Below are 16,925 nucleotides of genomic sequence, written 5' to 3'. Positions count from 1 at the left end.
GCACTATGATTTCTTTTGATTTGGCCTTGGAATTTGTTCTAAAACATGAACAGAATTTTGGTACTGAAACAGTTCCTTTTTCTGAAGCTTACAATCGTGTTTTGGCAGAATCAGTTCTTGCGGATAGGGATTTTCCACCCTTTAACAGGTCGACTAGAGATGGTATTGCAGTCAGTTCCAAGGCGCTAAGCGAAGGGATGAAACAGTTCAAGATTGTAGGTATCGCCCAAGCGGGTGCACCTCAATTGAATTTGGAAAATCATACAGATTGTGTTGAAATCATGACCGGCGCCATGGTTCCTAAAAATGCGGATACTGTCATCATGTATGAGCATTTGGAAAGGGTTGGGGATACTTTTCAATTACTAGAGAAGGTGAAACCAGGACAAAACATCCACTACCAAGCCAGCGATTTCGAAAAGGGTGCTACTCTCTTAAAGCCTGGTGTAAAAATCACCGCTGCGGAAATTGGGGTGTTGGCATCTGTAGGGAAACATGAAGTTTTGGTAAAAGTCAATCCCAAGGTCGCCGTAGTTTCGACGGGAGATGAACTAGTCGATGTGGACAAAGAGCCTTTGCCTTTTCAAATACGGAAGTCGAACAGTTATTCAGTACAAGGCTTATTAAAAAAAGAAGGGATGACAGCAGATGTTTTTCATCTAGTGGATGACAAAGAAATTCTTGAAAAGAAACTTGCCGAGCAAATTGAGAAGAAAGATGTACTCATTTTAAGTGGGGGAGTTTCTAAAGGAAAATATGATTACCTACCCGAGATTTTGAACAAATTAGGAGTTCAAAAAGAATTCCATAGGGTTTTACAACGCCCCGGAAAACCTTTTTGGTTTGGAATACACCATATCCATAAGACGTTTATTTTTGCTTTTCCCGGTAATCCAGTATCCACTTTCGTGAACTATCATGTCTATTTTAAACCTTGGCTTAACAAAACTTTAGGAGCAAAAAACCCTGTATTTACAGTACTTTTAAAGGAATCTATGGAAAATTCAACGGACCTTACTTTTTTTAAAGGTGTTCAAGTAGCTTTCGAAAATGGCTCACTTGTGGCTGAAGAGGTGAAAACTACAGGTTCCGGGGATGTAATTGGGCTTACCAACATCGATGGTTTTGTTCAATTGTCACCTAAAGATGTAATGAAAGAGGGAGCTAAGGCCCCATTTATTCCAACAAGAAGCCTAACATAATATGACGCACGAACTTAAAAGCATATTAATTGGGTATGAAACAGCAAAAGCTGAGGGGATTAAATCTGTTTTGGCCACTGTTGTGGCTTTGGATGGTTCGTCTTACCGTCGCCCGGGAGTTCGAATGTTATTGTTGGAAAATGGGAAAATGATAGGAGCAGTCAGTGGGGGATGTGTAGAGAAAGAGGTGTTACGACAAGCTGAATCTGTTTTTCAACAGGGTGTCCCAAAAGTAATGGTGTATGATGGACGATACCGATTGGGTTGCGAAGGTATTTTATACATTTTATTGGAACCATTTCAACCTGATGCTCAATTTTTGGAAGTGTTTTGGGAAACGATAAAGTATAGAAAGCCTTTCTTCATTAAATCCTTTTTTCAAAAAAACCATTCAGAAAATAGGGGTTATGGTTCTTCTTTTTTGTTTAAAGGGAATGAACTAGCATTGAACTCTACTATGGTGAAATCGGATATGGAAGTCTTTGAACAAAAGCTTTCTCCATGCTTCCAACTCATCATAATCGGCGCCGAGCATGATGCCGTACAATTGTGCCAAATTGCAAGTCTCATGGGATGGGAGGTAACCGTAGTATCCAATCCCCGTGAAGAAAAAACGGCAAATCATTTTCCAGGGGTTCATAACTTTCTTCAGCAGGAACCGGAAAATCTAGAAATTCCTTTGGATGAAGAAACTGCCGTCGTTTTGATGACTCATAGTTTCGTGAAAGACTTGGGCTTCCTACTGGCACTTAAGGACAAGAACTGCGCCTATTTAGGGCTTTTGGGGCCTATGCGTAGACGGGAAAAGCTTTTTGATGAATTGTTGGAAAGACATCCGGACATTACAGAGGATTTTCTGGATTCAATTCATGGACCAGCAGGTATTGATATTGGCGCTGAAACACCTCAAGAAATATCGATTTCCATTATTTCTGAAATTTTGGCACGAGTTAGACAAACGGAGCCAATGCTTCTCAAAGAAAAGTTGGGTAAAATCCACAGTTGATTCATGACAAAAGCCATTAGTGCATTAACCCTGGCCGCTGGCGCCTCTAATAGAATGCCCAATAAGATTAAGCAACTACTACCTTGGGATAACACTACTCTTTTAGGGAATACGATACATCAGGTTAGTCCGTTGGTCGATGCTGTACATGTTGTCCTAGGGGCTTATGCAGACGAAATCCGGCCCACGTTATCGAAACAGGTGATTGCTCATGTAAATCCCAATTGGGAAAGTGGAATGGGAGCTTCAATAGCATATGGAGTAAGTCAGATTCTTAAAAACGAAAAGGTTCCCGATGCTATACTGATTTTGGTTCCAGACCAGCCGTTAATGGATACCATGCATTTCGATAAGCTAAAAGAAACATATTTGAAAAATGAAAATGTCAACCTTGTAGCGACCCATTACGGAAACCAAAGACATGGAGTTCCTGCAATTTTTGACCATTCGCTCTTCTCAGAACTTCAAAGCTTAAGGAAGGATTTTGGGGCCAAAAAAATCATTCAGAACCATTTATCTGTAGCAAAATTGATTCCAGGAAACGGAAAGGAAATTGATGTGGACACCTATGAGTCGTACCTTCAATTGATTAAGGACACATCTAAAGGAAGTTCAATCTAATTTCAACGGAGAAGCGCTGACCAGTTAATTGGTCTATCGACTTGAAGTAGGTTTTTTTGAAGTGGACTCCACCACTTCCAAATCCTGAAAAATACCGCAGGAGATTTGTTTTTTTATTAAAGATTTGGATTTCTTCTTTTTTACCAGAGCGGCTATTTCTTTATTTAAGAATTGCATCGGAAGTGTTTTACATAAGAACGATAGTTTTTCAAAATTAGTCTTTGGCAAATTGGTTTTGTACACGTTCCAAAACGGTCATCCAATGCATTTTTAAGATAAGTGCTGCCGTGGGAATATTGTTTTCGGCAATAGCATTTAGTATAGCGTCGTTTTGGGTTTCCATCTGTTGACCCACCAGACTACTTTCCGGTAAGATTTGTTCGTAGAAAAATAACCTGGCCTTTAAGTCGTCTATAATTTGAAGGAGAATAGGGTTGGTACAATTGGCAAGAAGTAGTTTATGAAATTCAAATCGCGTGCTAATTGAATTTCTGATTTCCTTCTGTTCAAAATAGTTACGAAGTTCCAGAATGTATTCTTTACTAAATGGAGTGCTTTCCAAGGCCATTACTTCCAATTGTGAAACCGTTTCATAAAGGTGCTTGGCTTCTAATGTACCCAAAGGACGTATTATAAATCCTCTATTGGGAATGGCCTTAACGATTCGGGCATGCTCCAATTGGCTAAGTGCCTCCCTTACCGGGGTAACGCTTATTCCAGTTTCCCTGGCCACCGCTGCTAAATTGATGGTTTTCCCAATTTGCAGTTTTCCCTGTTGAATTTGTTCCAACAAATGGGACTTTACCTTGTCCCGAAGTATTTGAGGTTGAATCATACTTGGAAGATACAAATCATTGTCTTACACCTTACTTTGTCTTTTATGGATTACCCGTATATTTAAGCGTATTCTAAACTTTGCTACGGTATGAAAAAATGGATTATTTCCGTGATTACACTGTTTTTGCTGATTGGTTGTAAACAAAATGTACCAATTCCAGCAGATATCTCATTGTATGAATCTGAGTTGTTTAAAGACGTCCAACTTGCGGCTGTTTTTAAAGACTCCAAAACCTTGGTGGACCTAGTGCCCAAAGAAGAAATTGGAATTCTAGAGGCAAAATATCTTACGGAAAAAACCAAAGAGGGCTTTGATTTGGAAGGTTTTGTAGCCAATAATTTTGAAGACCACTCCATGAAGGCTCTCGAATTTAAGACCGATACCACCAAAACCATGTATGAGCATATCAACACCATGTGGGATAAACTTACCAGAGGGCCAGATAGTATAATCCCCTTCTCTTCGAGGATTGCATTACCACATAAATATGTGGTGCCCGGGGGAAGGTTTCAAGAAATCTATTATTGGGACAGTTATTTCACCTTGGAAGGTCTACTGGCAGCTGAAAAAGATGAATTGGCAAAGGCTATGGTAGATAATTTTAGCTTTTTGATAGATTCCGTAGGATTCATCCCAAATGGCACAAGGGATTATTATCGAACCCGTAGTCAACCTCCTTTCTATGCTTTAATGGTAGATGCCGTGACTAGAAAGGACAGCACAAAACTTACTGACTACTTGCCTCAATTGGAGAAGGAGTACAACTTTTGGATGGCCACTTCAAATTCAACTGAAGATTCAAAGGCGGACCAGCATGTTGTAAGACTTGATAGTGTCATACTAAATAGATATTGGGACAAGGCATTTACACCAAGACCTGAAGCCTACAAGGAAGACCTGCATTTAGCCGGTGAGGTACCCCAATCTGAAAAACCAGCCTTATTGAACAATCTTAGGGCAGCTGCTGCTTCTGGATGGGATTTTAGTTCTAGATGGTTTGGAACAAAGGGAGAGTTTAGTAGCACTGAGACTACGAACATTCTTCCTGTCGATTTGAATTGTCTACTTTATTTTATGGAAAAGACTATTGCCAAGACTTATGAATTAAATGGGCAACCAGAGGAGGCAAACAGTTACATGGAAAAAGCCACTTCACGAAAATCTAGTATTCAGGAATTCTTTTGGAATGAAGAAAACGGCTTTTTTCAGGATTATAACTATGCTAAATCGGCTGCTACCCCAGAGCTTACCTTAGCTGGGGCTTTTCCATTGTACTTTGGGTTGGCTACTGTAGAACAAGCTGAAAAAACCAAAGAAGTCTTGATGAATACGTTTTTAAAAGACGGTGGATTGGTAACCACTTTGGAGTATTCGGAACAGCAATGGGATGCACCAAATGGATGGGCTCCTTTGCAATGGATTGCAGTGAAAGGTTTACTGAATTATGGGTATATCGAAGAAGCCAAAGAAATCATGACACGTTGGTTGGCCCTGAACGAAGAAGTATTCAAGAACACGGGTAAGATGATGGAGAAGTATAACGTAGAAGACCTCACATTGCTTTCGGGCGGAGGGGAGTATGAAACGCAAGATGGTTTTGGATGGACCAATGGTGTTGCTTTAGGTTTTAAACAAATGATGGAGGAGCTAGAGGATTAAACTCCTGTGAGGAAAATGTAAGGGTTTCGTGATTTTAAAGACATAATAAGGGCAATCTCATCAATCAATAATGGCGAAATCACTACTTTTTATTCCCGATATTTCGGGGTATACTAAGTTCATACAGACCACGGAAATTGAACACAGTCAGCATGTAATTTCTGAGTTGCTTGAAGTGCTCATAAATGCCAACACACAGGAACTTAAGCTTGCGGAAATTGAGGGAGATGCACTTTTTTTCTACAAGGAAAATGATGTGCCATCCCAAGAAAATCTTTTGGCGCAAATTGAGACTATGTTTACCGCTTTTTATAGTCATCTCCAGCGACTTGAAAAATATCGGATTTGTCCATGCAACGCCTGTGCCACAGCTCCGAATCTTCAGCTTAAAATTATAGCCCATACCGGCGACTTAAGTCACATAGAAGTACACGGTACTAGAAAACCCTTCGGAGAAAAAGTAATTGAAGCTCACCGGCTGCTAAAAAATTCCGTAGAGAGTGATAATTATACGCTCATTAGTCGGTCTTTAGCCCTCGAAATACAGCTGTCGCCCTATTATTCAAGTAAATTGTTTCGATTTAGACAGGGCTCTGACAATTATGACGACAAAGACTTGGAATATTTGTATGCACTGATTGACCGGGAACAACTTTCATTACCTCCTTTGGATGAACCTTTGAAAACCAGTTTTGAGAACGCTCCAAATATAACATCCACAAGGACCTTTCCTATTGCCGCTGAACGTTTGCTGGAATATGTTTCCAACTATACGTATCGACCGTATTGGGTGAAAGGGGTGGACAGATTTGAATTCAACGAAAACGAGGTTACCCGCGTGGGGACCAAACACACCTGTGTTATTGATGGAAAGGATTTAAATTTTAGCACGGTGACCATCGATACCAAAGATGGGGAGCTGGTATATGGGGAAGTTACTTCGGACATACCTTTTTTGGACGAACTCAACCAGTTTTTTATAATTACCCCTATATCGGAAACAGAATCAGAGTTAAGGTCTGAAATCTATTGGAACGTCAATGCTCCTTTAAAAAGGATTTTTGTCAACCTGTTTGTGAAACCAACGCTAAAAAAGAATACAGAAGAAGCATTGGATAGGTTGCATAAGTTTACAGTTGAAAAACCCGTTGAGGCAACATAACGACTTAAGCTTTGTTGTCCAAATATGAACTAAGATTTTGCAGGGTATCATCCCAAAAACGCTCATAAAATTTAAGCCAATGGTTCACCTCCTGTAAGGGTAGGGGGTCGGCCAGGCAAAAACGTTCACGACCTTTGGTCTGGATTTGAATAAGCCCGGCGTCCTCTAAGGTTTTAAGATGTTTGGTGATGCCCTGTCGGCTTATGGCAAACTGTCCGGATATTTGCGTTATAGGCATGGCAGTGGCCGCCACAACCAAGGCGTGAAAAATTTCACGCCTAGTAGGGTCAGCAATGGCCTTTAAGATTTTTGTGATTTTACTCTGCATGTATTTCATTTAATAAGTATTCGTCCAACAGAGAGATGCAGTTATCCCATCCACCATTGAAATCAGTGTACATTTTTATCGCAGTATCCCCTGCATATTTGGAAATACCGGAATGTTCCAAATACAATCTTGTTTTTCCACCCAAATCTTCCAATTCCCATTTTACGGTAGTTTCCACATTTGTGTTTTGAACTTCCCATGTATAAATCAGAGTGTAGGGTTCTGCTTTTTGAACAACTCCCAGAATAGGTTCGCATCCTTCCTTCCCATCTGAAGTAAAGGTATACCTATACCCAACTTCGGCTTTGAAGTCGGCTTTGATGAACCATGTTGACAATTCTTCTGCTTTTGAAATGGCATCCCAGACTTTGTCAATGGAATGACTCAATACCTGTGTTTTTGTAATAACATCTTTCATGACTGTTCGTTTATTTAAGATTAATATGCAACTATATGGTTGCAAATATAATCAAACATTCTAATTACGCAACTATAAAGTTGCATATAAAATGATTCACTGGGGTTTATTTCACATTTTGTTTAGATTTTTCTGGTACACTTTTAAGTATCTTGCTCCGGACTAATTCTACCAAAACTAACACTCATGAAATTCTATTTCAAGACTTGGGTCTTCTCCCTTTTCCTTCTCTTTTTCTCCGTTTTATTAACCGCTCAAAAACCTGACTCCACAACTTTTAAAGGATTGGAATTCAGAAGTTTAGGGCCCGCTCTTACTTCTGGTCGTATTGCTGATATAGCCATTCATCCTGAAAATGAAAGTGTTTGGTACGTTGCCGTTGGCTCCGGAGGGGTTTGGAAAACAACCAATGCGGGAACCACTTGGACTCCAATTTTTGATAAGCAAAGCGTTTATTCCATTGGATGTGTAACGATTGACCCCAACAATCCGAATACAATTTGGGTGGGTACTGGTGAAAATGTAGGAGGCCGTCATGTTGGATTCGGAGATGGTATTTATGTAAGTCATGATGAGGGTAAAACATGGAAGAATATGGGACTCAAAAACTCAGAGCACCTTTCCAAGATAATTGTGCATCCAGATAATTCCGATGTGATTTGGGTCGCTTCCCAGGGACCTCTTTGGAGCAAAGGTGGTGAACGTGGACTATATAAATCATCTGATGGCGGAAAGACATGGAATAGAACCTTAGGAGACTCCAATTGGACGGGAGTTACCGATATGGTAATTGATTTTACCAATCCGGATGTACTTTATGCTGCCACATGGGACAGGCATCGAACCGTTGCTGCCTACATGGGAGGTGGGCCAGGTTCTGGTCTTCATAAGAGTATGGACGGGGGAGAAACTTGGACAGAATTGAAAAATGGTATCCCAAAATCCAATCTTGGTAAAATAGGATTGGCTATTTCTCCTTTTGATAATGAAGTTCTTTATGCAGCTATCGAACTTGACCGCAAAAAAGGTGGCCTCTTTATTTCTAGAAATCAAGGCGCTTCATGGAGCAAACAATCGGACGCGGTTTCTGGAGGTACCGGACCTCATTATTATCAAGAGTTGTACGCATCTCCCCATCAAAATGGAAAGCTCTATTTGATGAGCAACTATGTGCAGATATCGGATGACCATGGAAAGAATTTTACCTTCATGAATGAAGATAAAAAACACGTGGATAGCCATGCCATGGCCTTTAAAAAATCGGACCCAGATTATGTTTTATTTGGCACGGATGGAGGTCTTTATGAATCTTATGATTTAACCAAAACATGGAGGTATTTCAACAACTTACCGCTTATTCAATATTATAAAGTTGCTGTTGATGATGCCAAACCTTTTTATAATATTTATGGGGGAACCCAAGATAATGGTTCCCATGGAGGACCATCCCAGACTATTAGCAGTAAAGGGATATTAAATCATGATTGGTGGAAAACCTTGGGTGCTGATGGTCATCAATCTGCTACGGAGCCAGGGAATCCAGATATTACCTATGGTGAATTTCAACAAGGTTGGCTTTGGAGAATAGATCAAACCACAGGTGAAACGGTATTTATCCAACCGCAACCAAAAGCTGGAGAACCCCATGAGCGGTTTAATTGGGATGCTCCAATTTTAGTGAGTCCACATAATCCAAAGCGATTGTATTTTGCCTCTTATCGGGTTTGGAAATCTGAAAATAGGGGCGATGATTGGACTGCAATCAGCAGTGATTTAACTCGAAATGAGGAAAGGTTGGCCTTACCCATAATGGGCAGGGCACAAAGTTGGGACAATCCCTGGGATGTTGGGGCCATGTCAAATTACAATACGATAACCTCTTTGGCAGAATCTCCAATACAAGAAGGATTGATTTATGCTGGTACTGATGATGGAATTCTTCAGGTAACCGAAGACGGTGGAAACAATTGGCGAAAAATAATGCTCGGTTCTATCAAAGGAGTGCCGGAAAGAGCCTTTGTCAATGACGTTAGGGCCGATTTGTTTGACGCTAATACCGTTTACCTGGTTCTAGACAATCATAAGGAAGGGGATTACAAACCTTATCTTTTAAAAAGTTTGGATAAGGGAAAGACATGGAGATTCATGAATGGTAATCTTCCCAAAAAACTATTGACTTGGCGAATCGTTCAGGATTATGTTAAGCCCAATTTACTTTTTATTGCCACCGAGTTTGGAATTTATATGTCCAATAATGGTGGAGGAAGCTGGATGGAGTTAAATGGAGGTCTTCCAACCATTTCATTTAGGGATATTACCATTCAACGCGAAGCCGATGATTTGGTAGGAGCTTCTTTTGGAAGAGGGTTTTATGTGTTGGATGATATTTCGCCTCTACGTGATTCTGATGCTTCCAAAATGGGTGAGGCTACTCTTTTCAAAGTACAGACTGCAGATTGGTATATCCAAAGAAGCGGTGTTGGCAGTCAAGGTAATACGGAATATGTTGCCAAAAACCCTCCGTATGGGGCGGTTTTTACCTATTATCTACCTGAAAAGTTGAAGAGCCTCAAAGAAGTAAGAAAGGAACAGGAAAAGAGCCTCAACAAGCAAAATACTAACATAAATTTCCCGGGTTGGGACGCATTGGATACTGAAACCAATCAAGAGAAGCCATCCATTTTCCTTATAGTAAAGGATAGCAACGGAAATACTGTAAATACCGTGGCCGGAACAAATAAGAAAGGCTTTAATCGGGTCTCTTGGAATCTTACCCATGCGGATAGGACAGGGATTCCATTAAAAAAACCGAAAGGGGACAACGATAACTTTTTTGGCTCTCCTTTTAGGGCTACACCAGGAAGATATTCGGTTGAGCTTTATCAAAATGTGGATGGGACCATGACCCAGCTATCAGAAGTACAAAGTTTTGAAGTAAAACGATTAACACAAGGTGCATTGCCGTCCAAACCCACAAGTGAAATAGATGCATTTAGAGTTGATTTTCAAGAATTTCGCCAAGACTTAATGGCTACCAATACCGTATTGGAGAAAAGTTTGATGAAAGTAGACGCTATGCATCGCGCTTTAAGTCAAGCCAAGCAACCTTCTGCGAATCTCAATTCAAAAATACACACTGCCAAAACTTCTCTTTTAGAACTAAAGTTAGTAATGAAAGGAAGCGTTGCAAAAAACGAAGTTGGCGAGCGTAACAATCCCTCTCCAGAGAATGGTTCCTTTATAGGTTTTGTGGCTTTGGGCAATACCTATGGCCCAACCGGAAACCAAAAGGCAGCGTTTCAAAGAGCAAAAAACCAACTTCAGGATGTGAAGAAAGAGTTGAATGTTTTTGTAGAAAACACAATTCCTGGTCTAGAGTCTGAACTTAAGGCCGCCGGAGCACCATGGATTGAAGGTCAAGGGCTTATTCAAAACTAACATTGGATGACAAAAACTGGACTCTTTTTTAGTCTTTTGTGCACCCTGTTGATATCTACCTTATCCCTTGCTCAATATACTTCCAGTGATTGGGAATCAAGAGATAAGTGGATGAAGACCGATTTCCTTTTGGAAATGGCCGAAGTTTCCGCAGGAGATGTGGTTGCGGATATTGGATGTCATGAAGGATATCTTTCCATGCACTTGGCACGAAAAGTAGAAAGCAGTGGAAGGGTGTATGCGGTGGATGTTAGAGATGATAGATTGGCCACTTTACGTGAAAATGCCAATTCAAGAAACTTGAGCAATATCATAACCATCCTTGGAGACTATGATAATCCTAAATTACCGGAAGGTGCGTTGGATTGTGTTTTTGTTATTGATACCTATCACGAAATAACAGCGTACAAAAAAGTAATTAATCACATCCGGAAAGCCTTGAAGTCAAAAGGCCAAATCATGGTGTTGGAAAAGTTGAAAAAACGCATCATAGGAAAATCAAGGGAGGAACAGGTGGCTGCGCACTCCTTGGCCATGCATTATGTAGAAAAGGAACTACAACAAGCCGGTTTTTCCATAGTTTCCAAAATTGAAAACCATGGTTTATGGGAAAAGGAAGATGACAAACAAATGTGGGTGATTTTAGCTAAAAAGACTCTGCAATAGTCAGGGTTGCCTTAATTCGTAAACAAAACTTTGTATTCCAGGTAAATCTTCGCCAATATCATTTACAAGTTGGTCTCCTGAAATTCTTAAACCTGTAAGAATATCATCATTGCCGCTAAAGGTTACTTCAGTTTCATCCGAAAACCAACTTCCTGTACCCGTTATGGTCCCATTACAATCGGCACTGAACATGTCTCCTGTGATGGTTGTTATCGCAATATCAGATTGCTCAAAAGTCCAAACTAGGTTGCCATCAATTAATAAACTACCTGTGATGCATTCAAGTTCGTCCATCAAATTTGCAGAAGCTGTACCATCCATATTAAGGTCTTGAGGGGGATTAATATTGACCTCAACCAAATCCCAGAGACCAATCACTTCAAAATTGGGAAGAGGTGTTTGCTCAACTCCATCATCCAAATTACAGGAGTTGGTGAGTACAATTAGCAACACGAACACTATTCTTAAACTAAAAGATTTCATAGCTGGTTTTTTAAATCATGGCTCAAAATAGCAATATTCTATTTAATATCTGTTAAAAGTCAGTCTTGTCCAGCGTTGACAGCTTACTTTCTTTTCTTGAGTTTACGTATATTTATTGGAAACTGAAATTTTTTCTTATGCACAAAAAAGTACGTTTGACGGCTCTATCCTTTGTTGTTTTGTTATCTATATATGCTAATGCCCAATCTGAATTCTTAATTGGTGACGCATTACCGGATGCTCCCATCTTATCAGAACGTGGTGACTATGGGGTAGGGGTGCAAGCTTTAGAGTTTGTTAATAAAAATCAACCTGACATTTTAAATATTGCTGACGGCAAGGCACCAATTTATGATAGAAAAATAACGGTGGAGGCCTGGTATCCTGCTACAATTCCTAATGGTACCAAGGAAATAGAGGAATATACTCAAGTTTTAGGTAGAAATGGAACTGAGGGAAGACCTGTCGTGCCATTTACATTTAAAGGTAGAGCACTTAGAAATGCAAAAATACTTCAGGAATCAAAAAAATATCCTTTGGTTATACTTTCCCACGGTTATGTAGGGTCCCGTTTTTTATTTACTTACTTGGCGGAGAACTTGGCATCAAAAGGGTATGTTGTTGTCTCTATTGATCACACTGATTCAACCTACAAGGATGCTGCAAACTTTACCAGTACTTTGGTGAACAGGTCTCTGGATCAACTTTTTGTGCTGAATGAAATTGACAAACTTTCCCAACCTGAAAGCGGTAGTTTTTTATCAGGGATGGTGGATGTTTCCAAAACAGGACTTGTAGGGTATTCCATGGGAGGTTACGGCGGATTGAATACTTGCGGTGCTGGTTATAGTGAAGCGGCAGTTGGGTTTTATAAATCGATGACAGGTGGTAATACCGCTCTAGATGAACGTACGATGTCCAGTAAGTCCTATAAGAAAATGATGGATTCTAGAATTAAGGCCTTTGTGGCAATGGCACCCTGGGGGATGACCAGAGGTGTATGGGATGACAAGGGATTGGCAGGACTTGAGGTACCTACATTTTTCATAGCTGGAAGTGAGGATGATATCTCTGGATATGAAAAAGGAATAAAGGCCATTTATCAAGGAGCCATAAATTCTGATAGGTATTTACTGACCTATATCAATGCACGGCATAATGTAGCTCCAAATCCTCCTACTGTTGAAACTATGCAAAAAGGTCTCAATATCGATGAATACTTGCGCTATGCGGATTCGGTATGGGATATGCGTAGAATAAACAATGTAAATCAACATTTTATCACGGCTTTTTTAGGCATTCATCTAAGGGGAGAGGATAATATGGAATACTTGGACCTGGAACCCAATGCCAATACTGGAAATTGGAAAGGCTTCAAGCCCCGAACATCTGTTGGCATGGAATTACTGCATGAAACACCAATAACTCAAAATTAAAGCACATGAAACGTAGGGATTTTCTTTTAAGCACAGGAGCGTTGGCCTTGGCAGCAAATTCGTACAGCAAAATCTTGGGAGCCAACGATAAGATTGGAATTGCACTGGTAGGAGCGGGTAGAAGGGGAAGATGGGTTCTGAAAGAACTACTGGCCACAAATAGGATGGAACCTATTATCTTTTGTGATGTATGGGATGAACAAATAAAACGCACCCAGGAATACACCAAAACGAACAATATAAAAACGACCTTTGATTTAGAGGAAGTTCTTTCAAACTCGAAAGTGGATGCTGTGGTGTTGGCCACTCCAGACCACCTTCACAAGGACTACGCTATTAGAATACTTGAAGCAGGCAAACATCTCTTATTGGAGAAACCGGTGACCTTGAAGTATAAAGAGGGATTTCCTCTTAAAAAAGCCGTTGAGGAAAGTGGATTGGTATGTCAAACAGGAACTCAACAACGCAGTAGTAAAATGTTTAAAAGGGTCAAGGAAGAATTCTTTAGTGGTTCCAGGCTTTTGGGGGACATTATTTTTGCGCGTGCGGTATGGAGCAATTTTGGATGGCAGCGGAGGAAACTGGAAGAACAACCGATGCCCAAAAATTTTAAATGGGATACATTTTTGGGGAACTCACCCAAAGTGGATTATCACTGGCCCCGATATGATGGTTGGAGACACTATAAAGAGTATGGAACGGGTATTTTATCAGATTTGCTGACCCACTGGGGAGATGTCGCCCAATGGATGATGGACGATCCCAACCCCATGAATGCAGTAACGTCAGGAGGGATTTACCATCTTAAAGATGGCAGAACAAATCCAGATACGGTTAATACTATTATTCAGTACAAAGCAGGATGGAATTTTACATTCGAATGCAGCATTTTGCCTGTCAAAAACCAACATGATTCTGTTTTGTTTCATGGAACCAAAGGGAAATTAGAACTTTTCAGGGCCGGATATATTTACACCCCACACGAAGGTTCCCCCGTTGTTTTTGATAACAATGAGAACTTGACCAGGGCCCATATGGATGATTTTTTAGATGGTTTAGTATTGGGCAAACAAGTGTCGGCTCCAATAGAAATTGGTTTGGAGGCTGTAAAACCTTCTTATCTTGCTGCGGCCTCTTATTGGAGTGGAAAGCGGATGAAGTTTAACGATGACCAAACGGATATTGTTGAGGCCTAATCCGGTAGGTGGTACTTTTTTATCAATTGTTGCTACAATCTCTCTTTAAAACTATTTGATGCCCCAAATACACCATTGAATTATGATCAAGAACTTGGTTGAAACTCAAAAATCTTTTTTCGCTTCACAGCAAACCAAAGACGTAAGCTATAGGAAAACCTATTTGAAAAAACTGTACAAGGCGTTGATAGCTCATGAAGATGATATATGCGAGGCCATTTATAGAGATTTCAAAAAGCCGAAGTTTGAGAGTCTGGTCACGGAAACTCAAATTGTACTCTCTGAGTTGAAATATATTATAAACAATCTGGATGAATGGACAAGACCAGAACGGGTTTCAGGGCCTTTGGCCAATTTTCCCTCATCTGATTGGCTTTATCACGAACCGTATGGCACAGTCTTGATTATATCTCCATGGAATTATCCTTTTATGCTTGCTATTTCACCTTTGATAGGTGCTCTGGCAGCAGGGAATACAGCGGTGCTTAAACCTTCCGAATTGAGTCCAAACACATCAAGAGCAATTCTAAAGCTTTTGGAAGAGGTATTTGATGAAGAATATGTTTCCGTTGTAGAGGGTGGGGTAGAGGTGTCTCAAGAATTATTATCCCACAAATGGGATTATATTTTTTTTACGGGAAGCTCGCACGTTGGTAAAATTATTTACCAAAGTGCGGCAGAACATCTAACTCCAGTTACTTTAGAGTTGGGAGGTAAAAACCCATGTATTGTTGACGAAACAGCAGCCATCAAGTTGGCCGCGAAAAGAATAGTTTGGGGAAAGTTCATGAATGCTGGACAGACTTGTGTTGCTCCTGATTATATTCTAGTCCATAAAAGTGTAAAGGATGGTTTTGTTGATGCTCTAAAGAAAAATATCCAAAAGTTTTATGGAAGTTCGATTGAAGCATCGGATGACCTTGCCCGAATAACCACAAAAAAGCATTATGAATCCCTAAAGGCTATGATAACTGGACAAACCGTGCTTTCTGGGGGCTCCTTTAATGACGAAACGCAATATATTGAACCTACCTTGATTGATGAACCTGACCTGGAAAGTCATCTGATGAAGGGTGAAATTTTTGGGCCTATTCTCCCAATTTTGTCCTATGATTCTGAATCAGAAATTGGGGATATTATTCTTAGGTATGAAAAACCCTTATCGCTATATGTTTTTTCAACAAGGAAAAAATTCCAACAAAAGATTATCAATACTTATGGATTTGGAGGTGGTGGTATCAACGATGTGATTATGCACATAGCCAATAAAAACCTTCCTTTTGGAGGAGTCGGGGAATCTGGAATAGGAGGATACCACGGTAAGCATTCCTTTAAGTTGTTTTCGCATAAAAAATCCTTGGTGAAAAAACCAAATTGGGGAGATATTCCCTTCCGATATCCTCCATATACACTACCTCTCAAATGGATAAAGCTATTCCGACATCTTTTTTGAAATCCCAATGATTTTTTTGCGACTGTTATAAGCTGAATTGTATAGTTCGTGGAAATAACATCAAAAGCATTACGCTTCTTTAGCTATCTTTATAAATCTCAAAAAAACAATCACAATGAAACAATTAACCGTACTAATGCTATTTTTCGGACTTGTATTTGCTGCATCGTGCAAACAGAAATCGGAGTCCACAAAAGCAACCGAAGAAGTTTCTCAAGAACTACCTGTAAAAGTAAAAGGGGAGGAGGTAACTTATGCTACGGATTCCACAAATCTCAAAGGATATATTGCATTTGATGAAAATGCTAGCGAGAAACGGCCAGGAGTTTTAATAGTTCATGAATGGTGGGGGCATAATGATTACGTGCGTGAGCGAGCAGATATGCTAGCCGAATTAGGGTATACTGCGATCGCTGTAGATATGTACGGTGATGGTAAGCTGGCCGATCATCCAGATGATGCCGGGAAATTTGCCATGAGCGTAATGACCAACCTTCCAGAGGCTACAGCTCGATTTAATGCCGCTTTAGCTGTACTCAAATCACATGAGTCCGTAGACGCCGATAAAATTGCTGCCATTGGTTATTGTTTTGGAGGAAGTGTGGCGCTCACCATGGCCAACTCTGGAGCGGACCTAGATGCTGTTGCTGCATTTCACAGCGGTGTTCAATTACCTGTAATGCCCAGCTCTGATTTAAAGGCTAAAGTATTGGTTTGCAATGGGGCAGACGACCCTTTTATTAGTCCAGAGTCTATTGAGGCGTTTAAATCGGCCATGGATTCCATAGGTGCTAGTTATCAATATATTTCATATCCTGGAGTTAAGCATAGCTTTACAAGTAAAGAGGCGGATGCCAATGGAGAAAAATTTGGACTTCCTCTTGCTTATGATGCCGATGCGGATGCAAAATCATGGGCTAGTCTACAAGCACTTTTTGAAGAGTCGTTTTAAAAAATTCAATGTTATTGACCGTAGGGAAGATTCAACAAATTCGTCTTACGGTCATTGTTAACTCTTG

Annotated in this window: 16 protein-coding genes; 11 read left to right on the top strand and 5 right to left on the bottom strand. The window is 40.2% G+C overall.

All coding sequences use genetic code 11. From position 1 onward, the window contains the following. The first annotated feature begins 5 nt into the window (after nucleotides 1–5). The 3 genes from CLV81_RS16740 to CLV81_RS16730 are packed head-to-tail and all read left to right on the top strand — an operon-like array spanning nucleotide 6 to nucleotide 2,829. Complete coding sequence (locus tag CLV81_RS16740; RefSeq protein WP_106146548.1) at nucleotides 6–1,202, top strand: molybdopterin molybdotransferase MoeA; 1,197 nt, start codon at nucleotides 6–8, stop codon at nucleotides 1,200–1,202. Between the two features lies 1 nt (nucleotide 1,203). Next, a complete protein-coding gene (locus tag CLV81_RS16735; RefSeq protein WP_106146546.1) occupies nucleotides 1,204–2,208 on the top strand; it encodes an XdhC family protein in 1,005 nt (334 codons plus the stop codon). Between the two features lie 3 nt (nucleotides 2,209–2,211). Continuing rightward, nucleotides 2,212–2,829 carry a nucleotidyltransferase family protein gene (locus tag CLV81_RS16730; protein WP_106146544.1) on the top strand — a complete coding sequence of 206 codons (618 nt, stop codon included), beginning with the start codon at nucleotides 2,212–2,214 and terminating at the stop codon, nucleotides 2,827–2,829. A 33-nt stretch (nucleotides 2,830–2,862) separates the two neighbouring features. Here the strand turns inward: CLV81_RS16730 and CLV81_RS20665 are convergent, their stop codons facing one another. Both CLV81_RS20665 and CLV81_RS16725 read right to left on the bottom strand, forming a co-directional pair. Beyond that, nucleotides 2,863–3,006 carry a hypothetical protein gene (locus tag CLV81_RS20665; protein ID WP_170068338.1) on the bottom strand — a complete coding sequence of 48 codons (144 nt, stop codon included), beginning with the start codon at nucleotides 3,004–3,006 and terminating at the stop codon, nucleotides 2,863–2,865. A 37-nt stretch (nucleotides 3,007–3,043) separates the two neighbouring features. Next, a complete protein-coding gene (locus CLV81_RS16725; RefSeq protein WP_106146542.1) occupies nucleotides 3,044–3,664 on the bottom strand; it encodes a GntR family transcriptional regulator in 621 nt (206 codons plus the stop codon). Between the two features lie 90 nt (nucleotides 3,665–3,754). Between CLV81_RS16725 and treF the strand changes: the two genes are divergently transcribed. After that, entirely contained in the window at nucleotides 3,755–5,326 is a 1,572-nt protein-coding gene (treF, locus tag CLV81_RS16720) for an alpha,alpha-trehalase TreF (protein ID WP_106146540.1), read from the top strand. 70 nt (nucleotides 5,327–5,396) lie between these two features. After that, on the top strand, nucleotides 5,397–6,488 hold the full coding sequence (locus CLV81_RS16715) for a DUF2652 domain-containing protein (RefSeq protein ID WP_106146538.1): 1,092 nt from the start codon (nucleotides 5,397–5,399) through the stop codon (nucleotides 6,486–6,488). A gap of 4 nt (nucleotides 6,489–6,492) precedes the next feature. Here CLV81_RS16715 and CLV81_RS16710 read toward each other — a convergent pair whose 3' ends face one another. Together CLV81_RS16710 and CLV81_RS16705 are read right to left on the bottom strand one after the other, a co-directional pair. Further along, nucleotides 6,493–6,816 (bottom strand): ArsR/SmtB family transcription factor, encoded by a 324-nt coding sequence (locus tag CLV81_RS16710; RefSeq protein WP_106146536.1) that lies wholly within the window; start codon nucleotides 6,814–6,816, stop codon nucleotides 6,493–6,495. Then, complete coding sequence (locus CLV81_RS16705; RefSeq protein ID WP_106146534.1) at nucleotides 6,806–7,234, bottom strand: SRPBCC family protein; 429 nt, start codon at nucleotides 7,232–7,234, stop codon at nucleotides 6,806–6,808. Before CLV81_RS16705 ends, CLV81_RS16710 begins: the two co-directional genes overlap by 11 nt. Before the next feature lie 186 nt (nucleotides 7,235–7,420). Here CLV81_RS16705 and CLV81_RS16700 point away from each other — a divergent pair, with 186 nt between their 5' ends. Then, a complete protein-coding gene (locus CLV81_RS16700; protein ID WP_106146532.1) occupies nucleotides 7,421–10,672 on the top strand; it encodes a WD40/YVTN/BNR-like repeat-containing protein in 3,252 nt (1,083 codons plus the stop codon). Between the two features lie 6 nt (nucleotides 10,673–10,678). Next, entirely contained in the window at nucleotides 10,679–11,338 is a 660-nt protein-coding gene (locus CLV81_RS16695; protein ID WP_106146530.1) for a class I SAM-dependent methyltransferase, read from the top strand. Here the strand turns inward: CLV81_RS16695 and CLV81_RS16690 are convergent, their stop codons facing one another. After that, nucleotides 11,339–11,821 (bottom strand): hypothetical protein, encoded by a 483-nt coding sequence (locus tag CLV81_RS16690; RefSeq protein ID WP_106146528.1) that lies wholly within the window; start codon nucleotides 11,819–11,821, stop codon nucleotides 11,339–11,341. It lies immediately after the preceding gene. Between the two features lie 137 nt (nucleotides 11,822–11,958). Here CLV81_RS16690 and CLV81_RS16685 point away from each other — a divergent pair, with 137 nt between their 5' ends. The 4 genes from CLV81_RS16685 (at nucleotide 11,959) to CLV81_RS16670 (ending at nucleotide 16,858) form a co-directional block, all read left to right on the top strand. After that, nucleotides 11,959–13,257 (top strand): alpha/beta hydrolase family protein, encoded by a 1,299-nt coding sequence (locus tag CLV81_RS16685; RefSeq protein WP_106146526.1) that lies wholly within the window; start codon nucleotides 11,959–11,961, stop codon nucleotides 13,255–13,257. 5 nt (nucleotides 13,258–13,262) lie between these two features. Beyond that, the gene (locus tag CLV81_RS16680; RefSeq protein ID WP_106146524.1) at nucleotides 13,263–14,453 is read left to right on the top strand and encodes a Gfo/Idh/MocA family protein; all 1,191 of its coding nucleotides are present in this window, start codon (nucleotides 13,263–13,265) and stop codon (nucleotides 14,451–14,453) included. A gap of 82 nt (nucleotides 14,454–14,535) precedes the next feature. Beyond that, nucleotides 14,536–15,906 carry an aldehyde dehydrogenase gene (locus tag CLV81_RS16675; RefSeq protein WP_106146522.1) on the top strand — a complete coding sequence of 457 codons (1,371 nt, stop codon included), beginning with the start codon at nucleotides 14,536–14,538 and terminating at the stop codon, nucleotides 15,904–15,906. A 115-nt stretch (nucleotides 15,907–16,021) separates the two neighbouring features. Next, on the top strand, nucleotides 16,022–16,858 hold the full coding sequence (locus CLV81_RS16670) for a dienelactone hydrolase family protein (RefSeq protein ID WP_106146521.1): 837 nt from the start codon (nucleotides 16,022–16,024) through the stop codon (nucleotides 16,856–16,858). The last annotated feature ends 67 nt before the right edge of the window (nucleotides 16,859–16,925 follow it).

Origin of the sequence: Flagellimonas meridianipacifica (assembly GCF_003001695.1) — a bacterium.
Classification (GTDB): domain Bacteria; phylum Bacteroidota; class Bacteroidia; order Flavobacteriales; family Flavobacteriaceae; genus Flagellimonas; species Flagellimonas meridianipacifica.
Note: the sequence above shows the minus strand (reverse complement) of the source record. Positions and strands in the feature narration are given on the sequence as shown.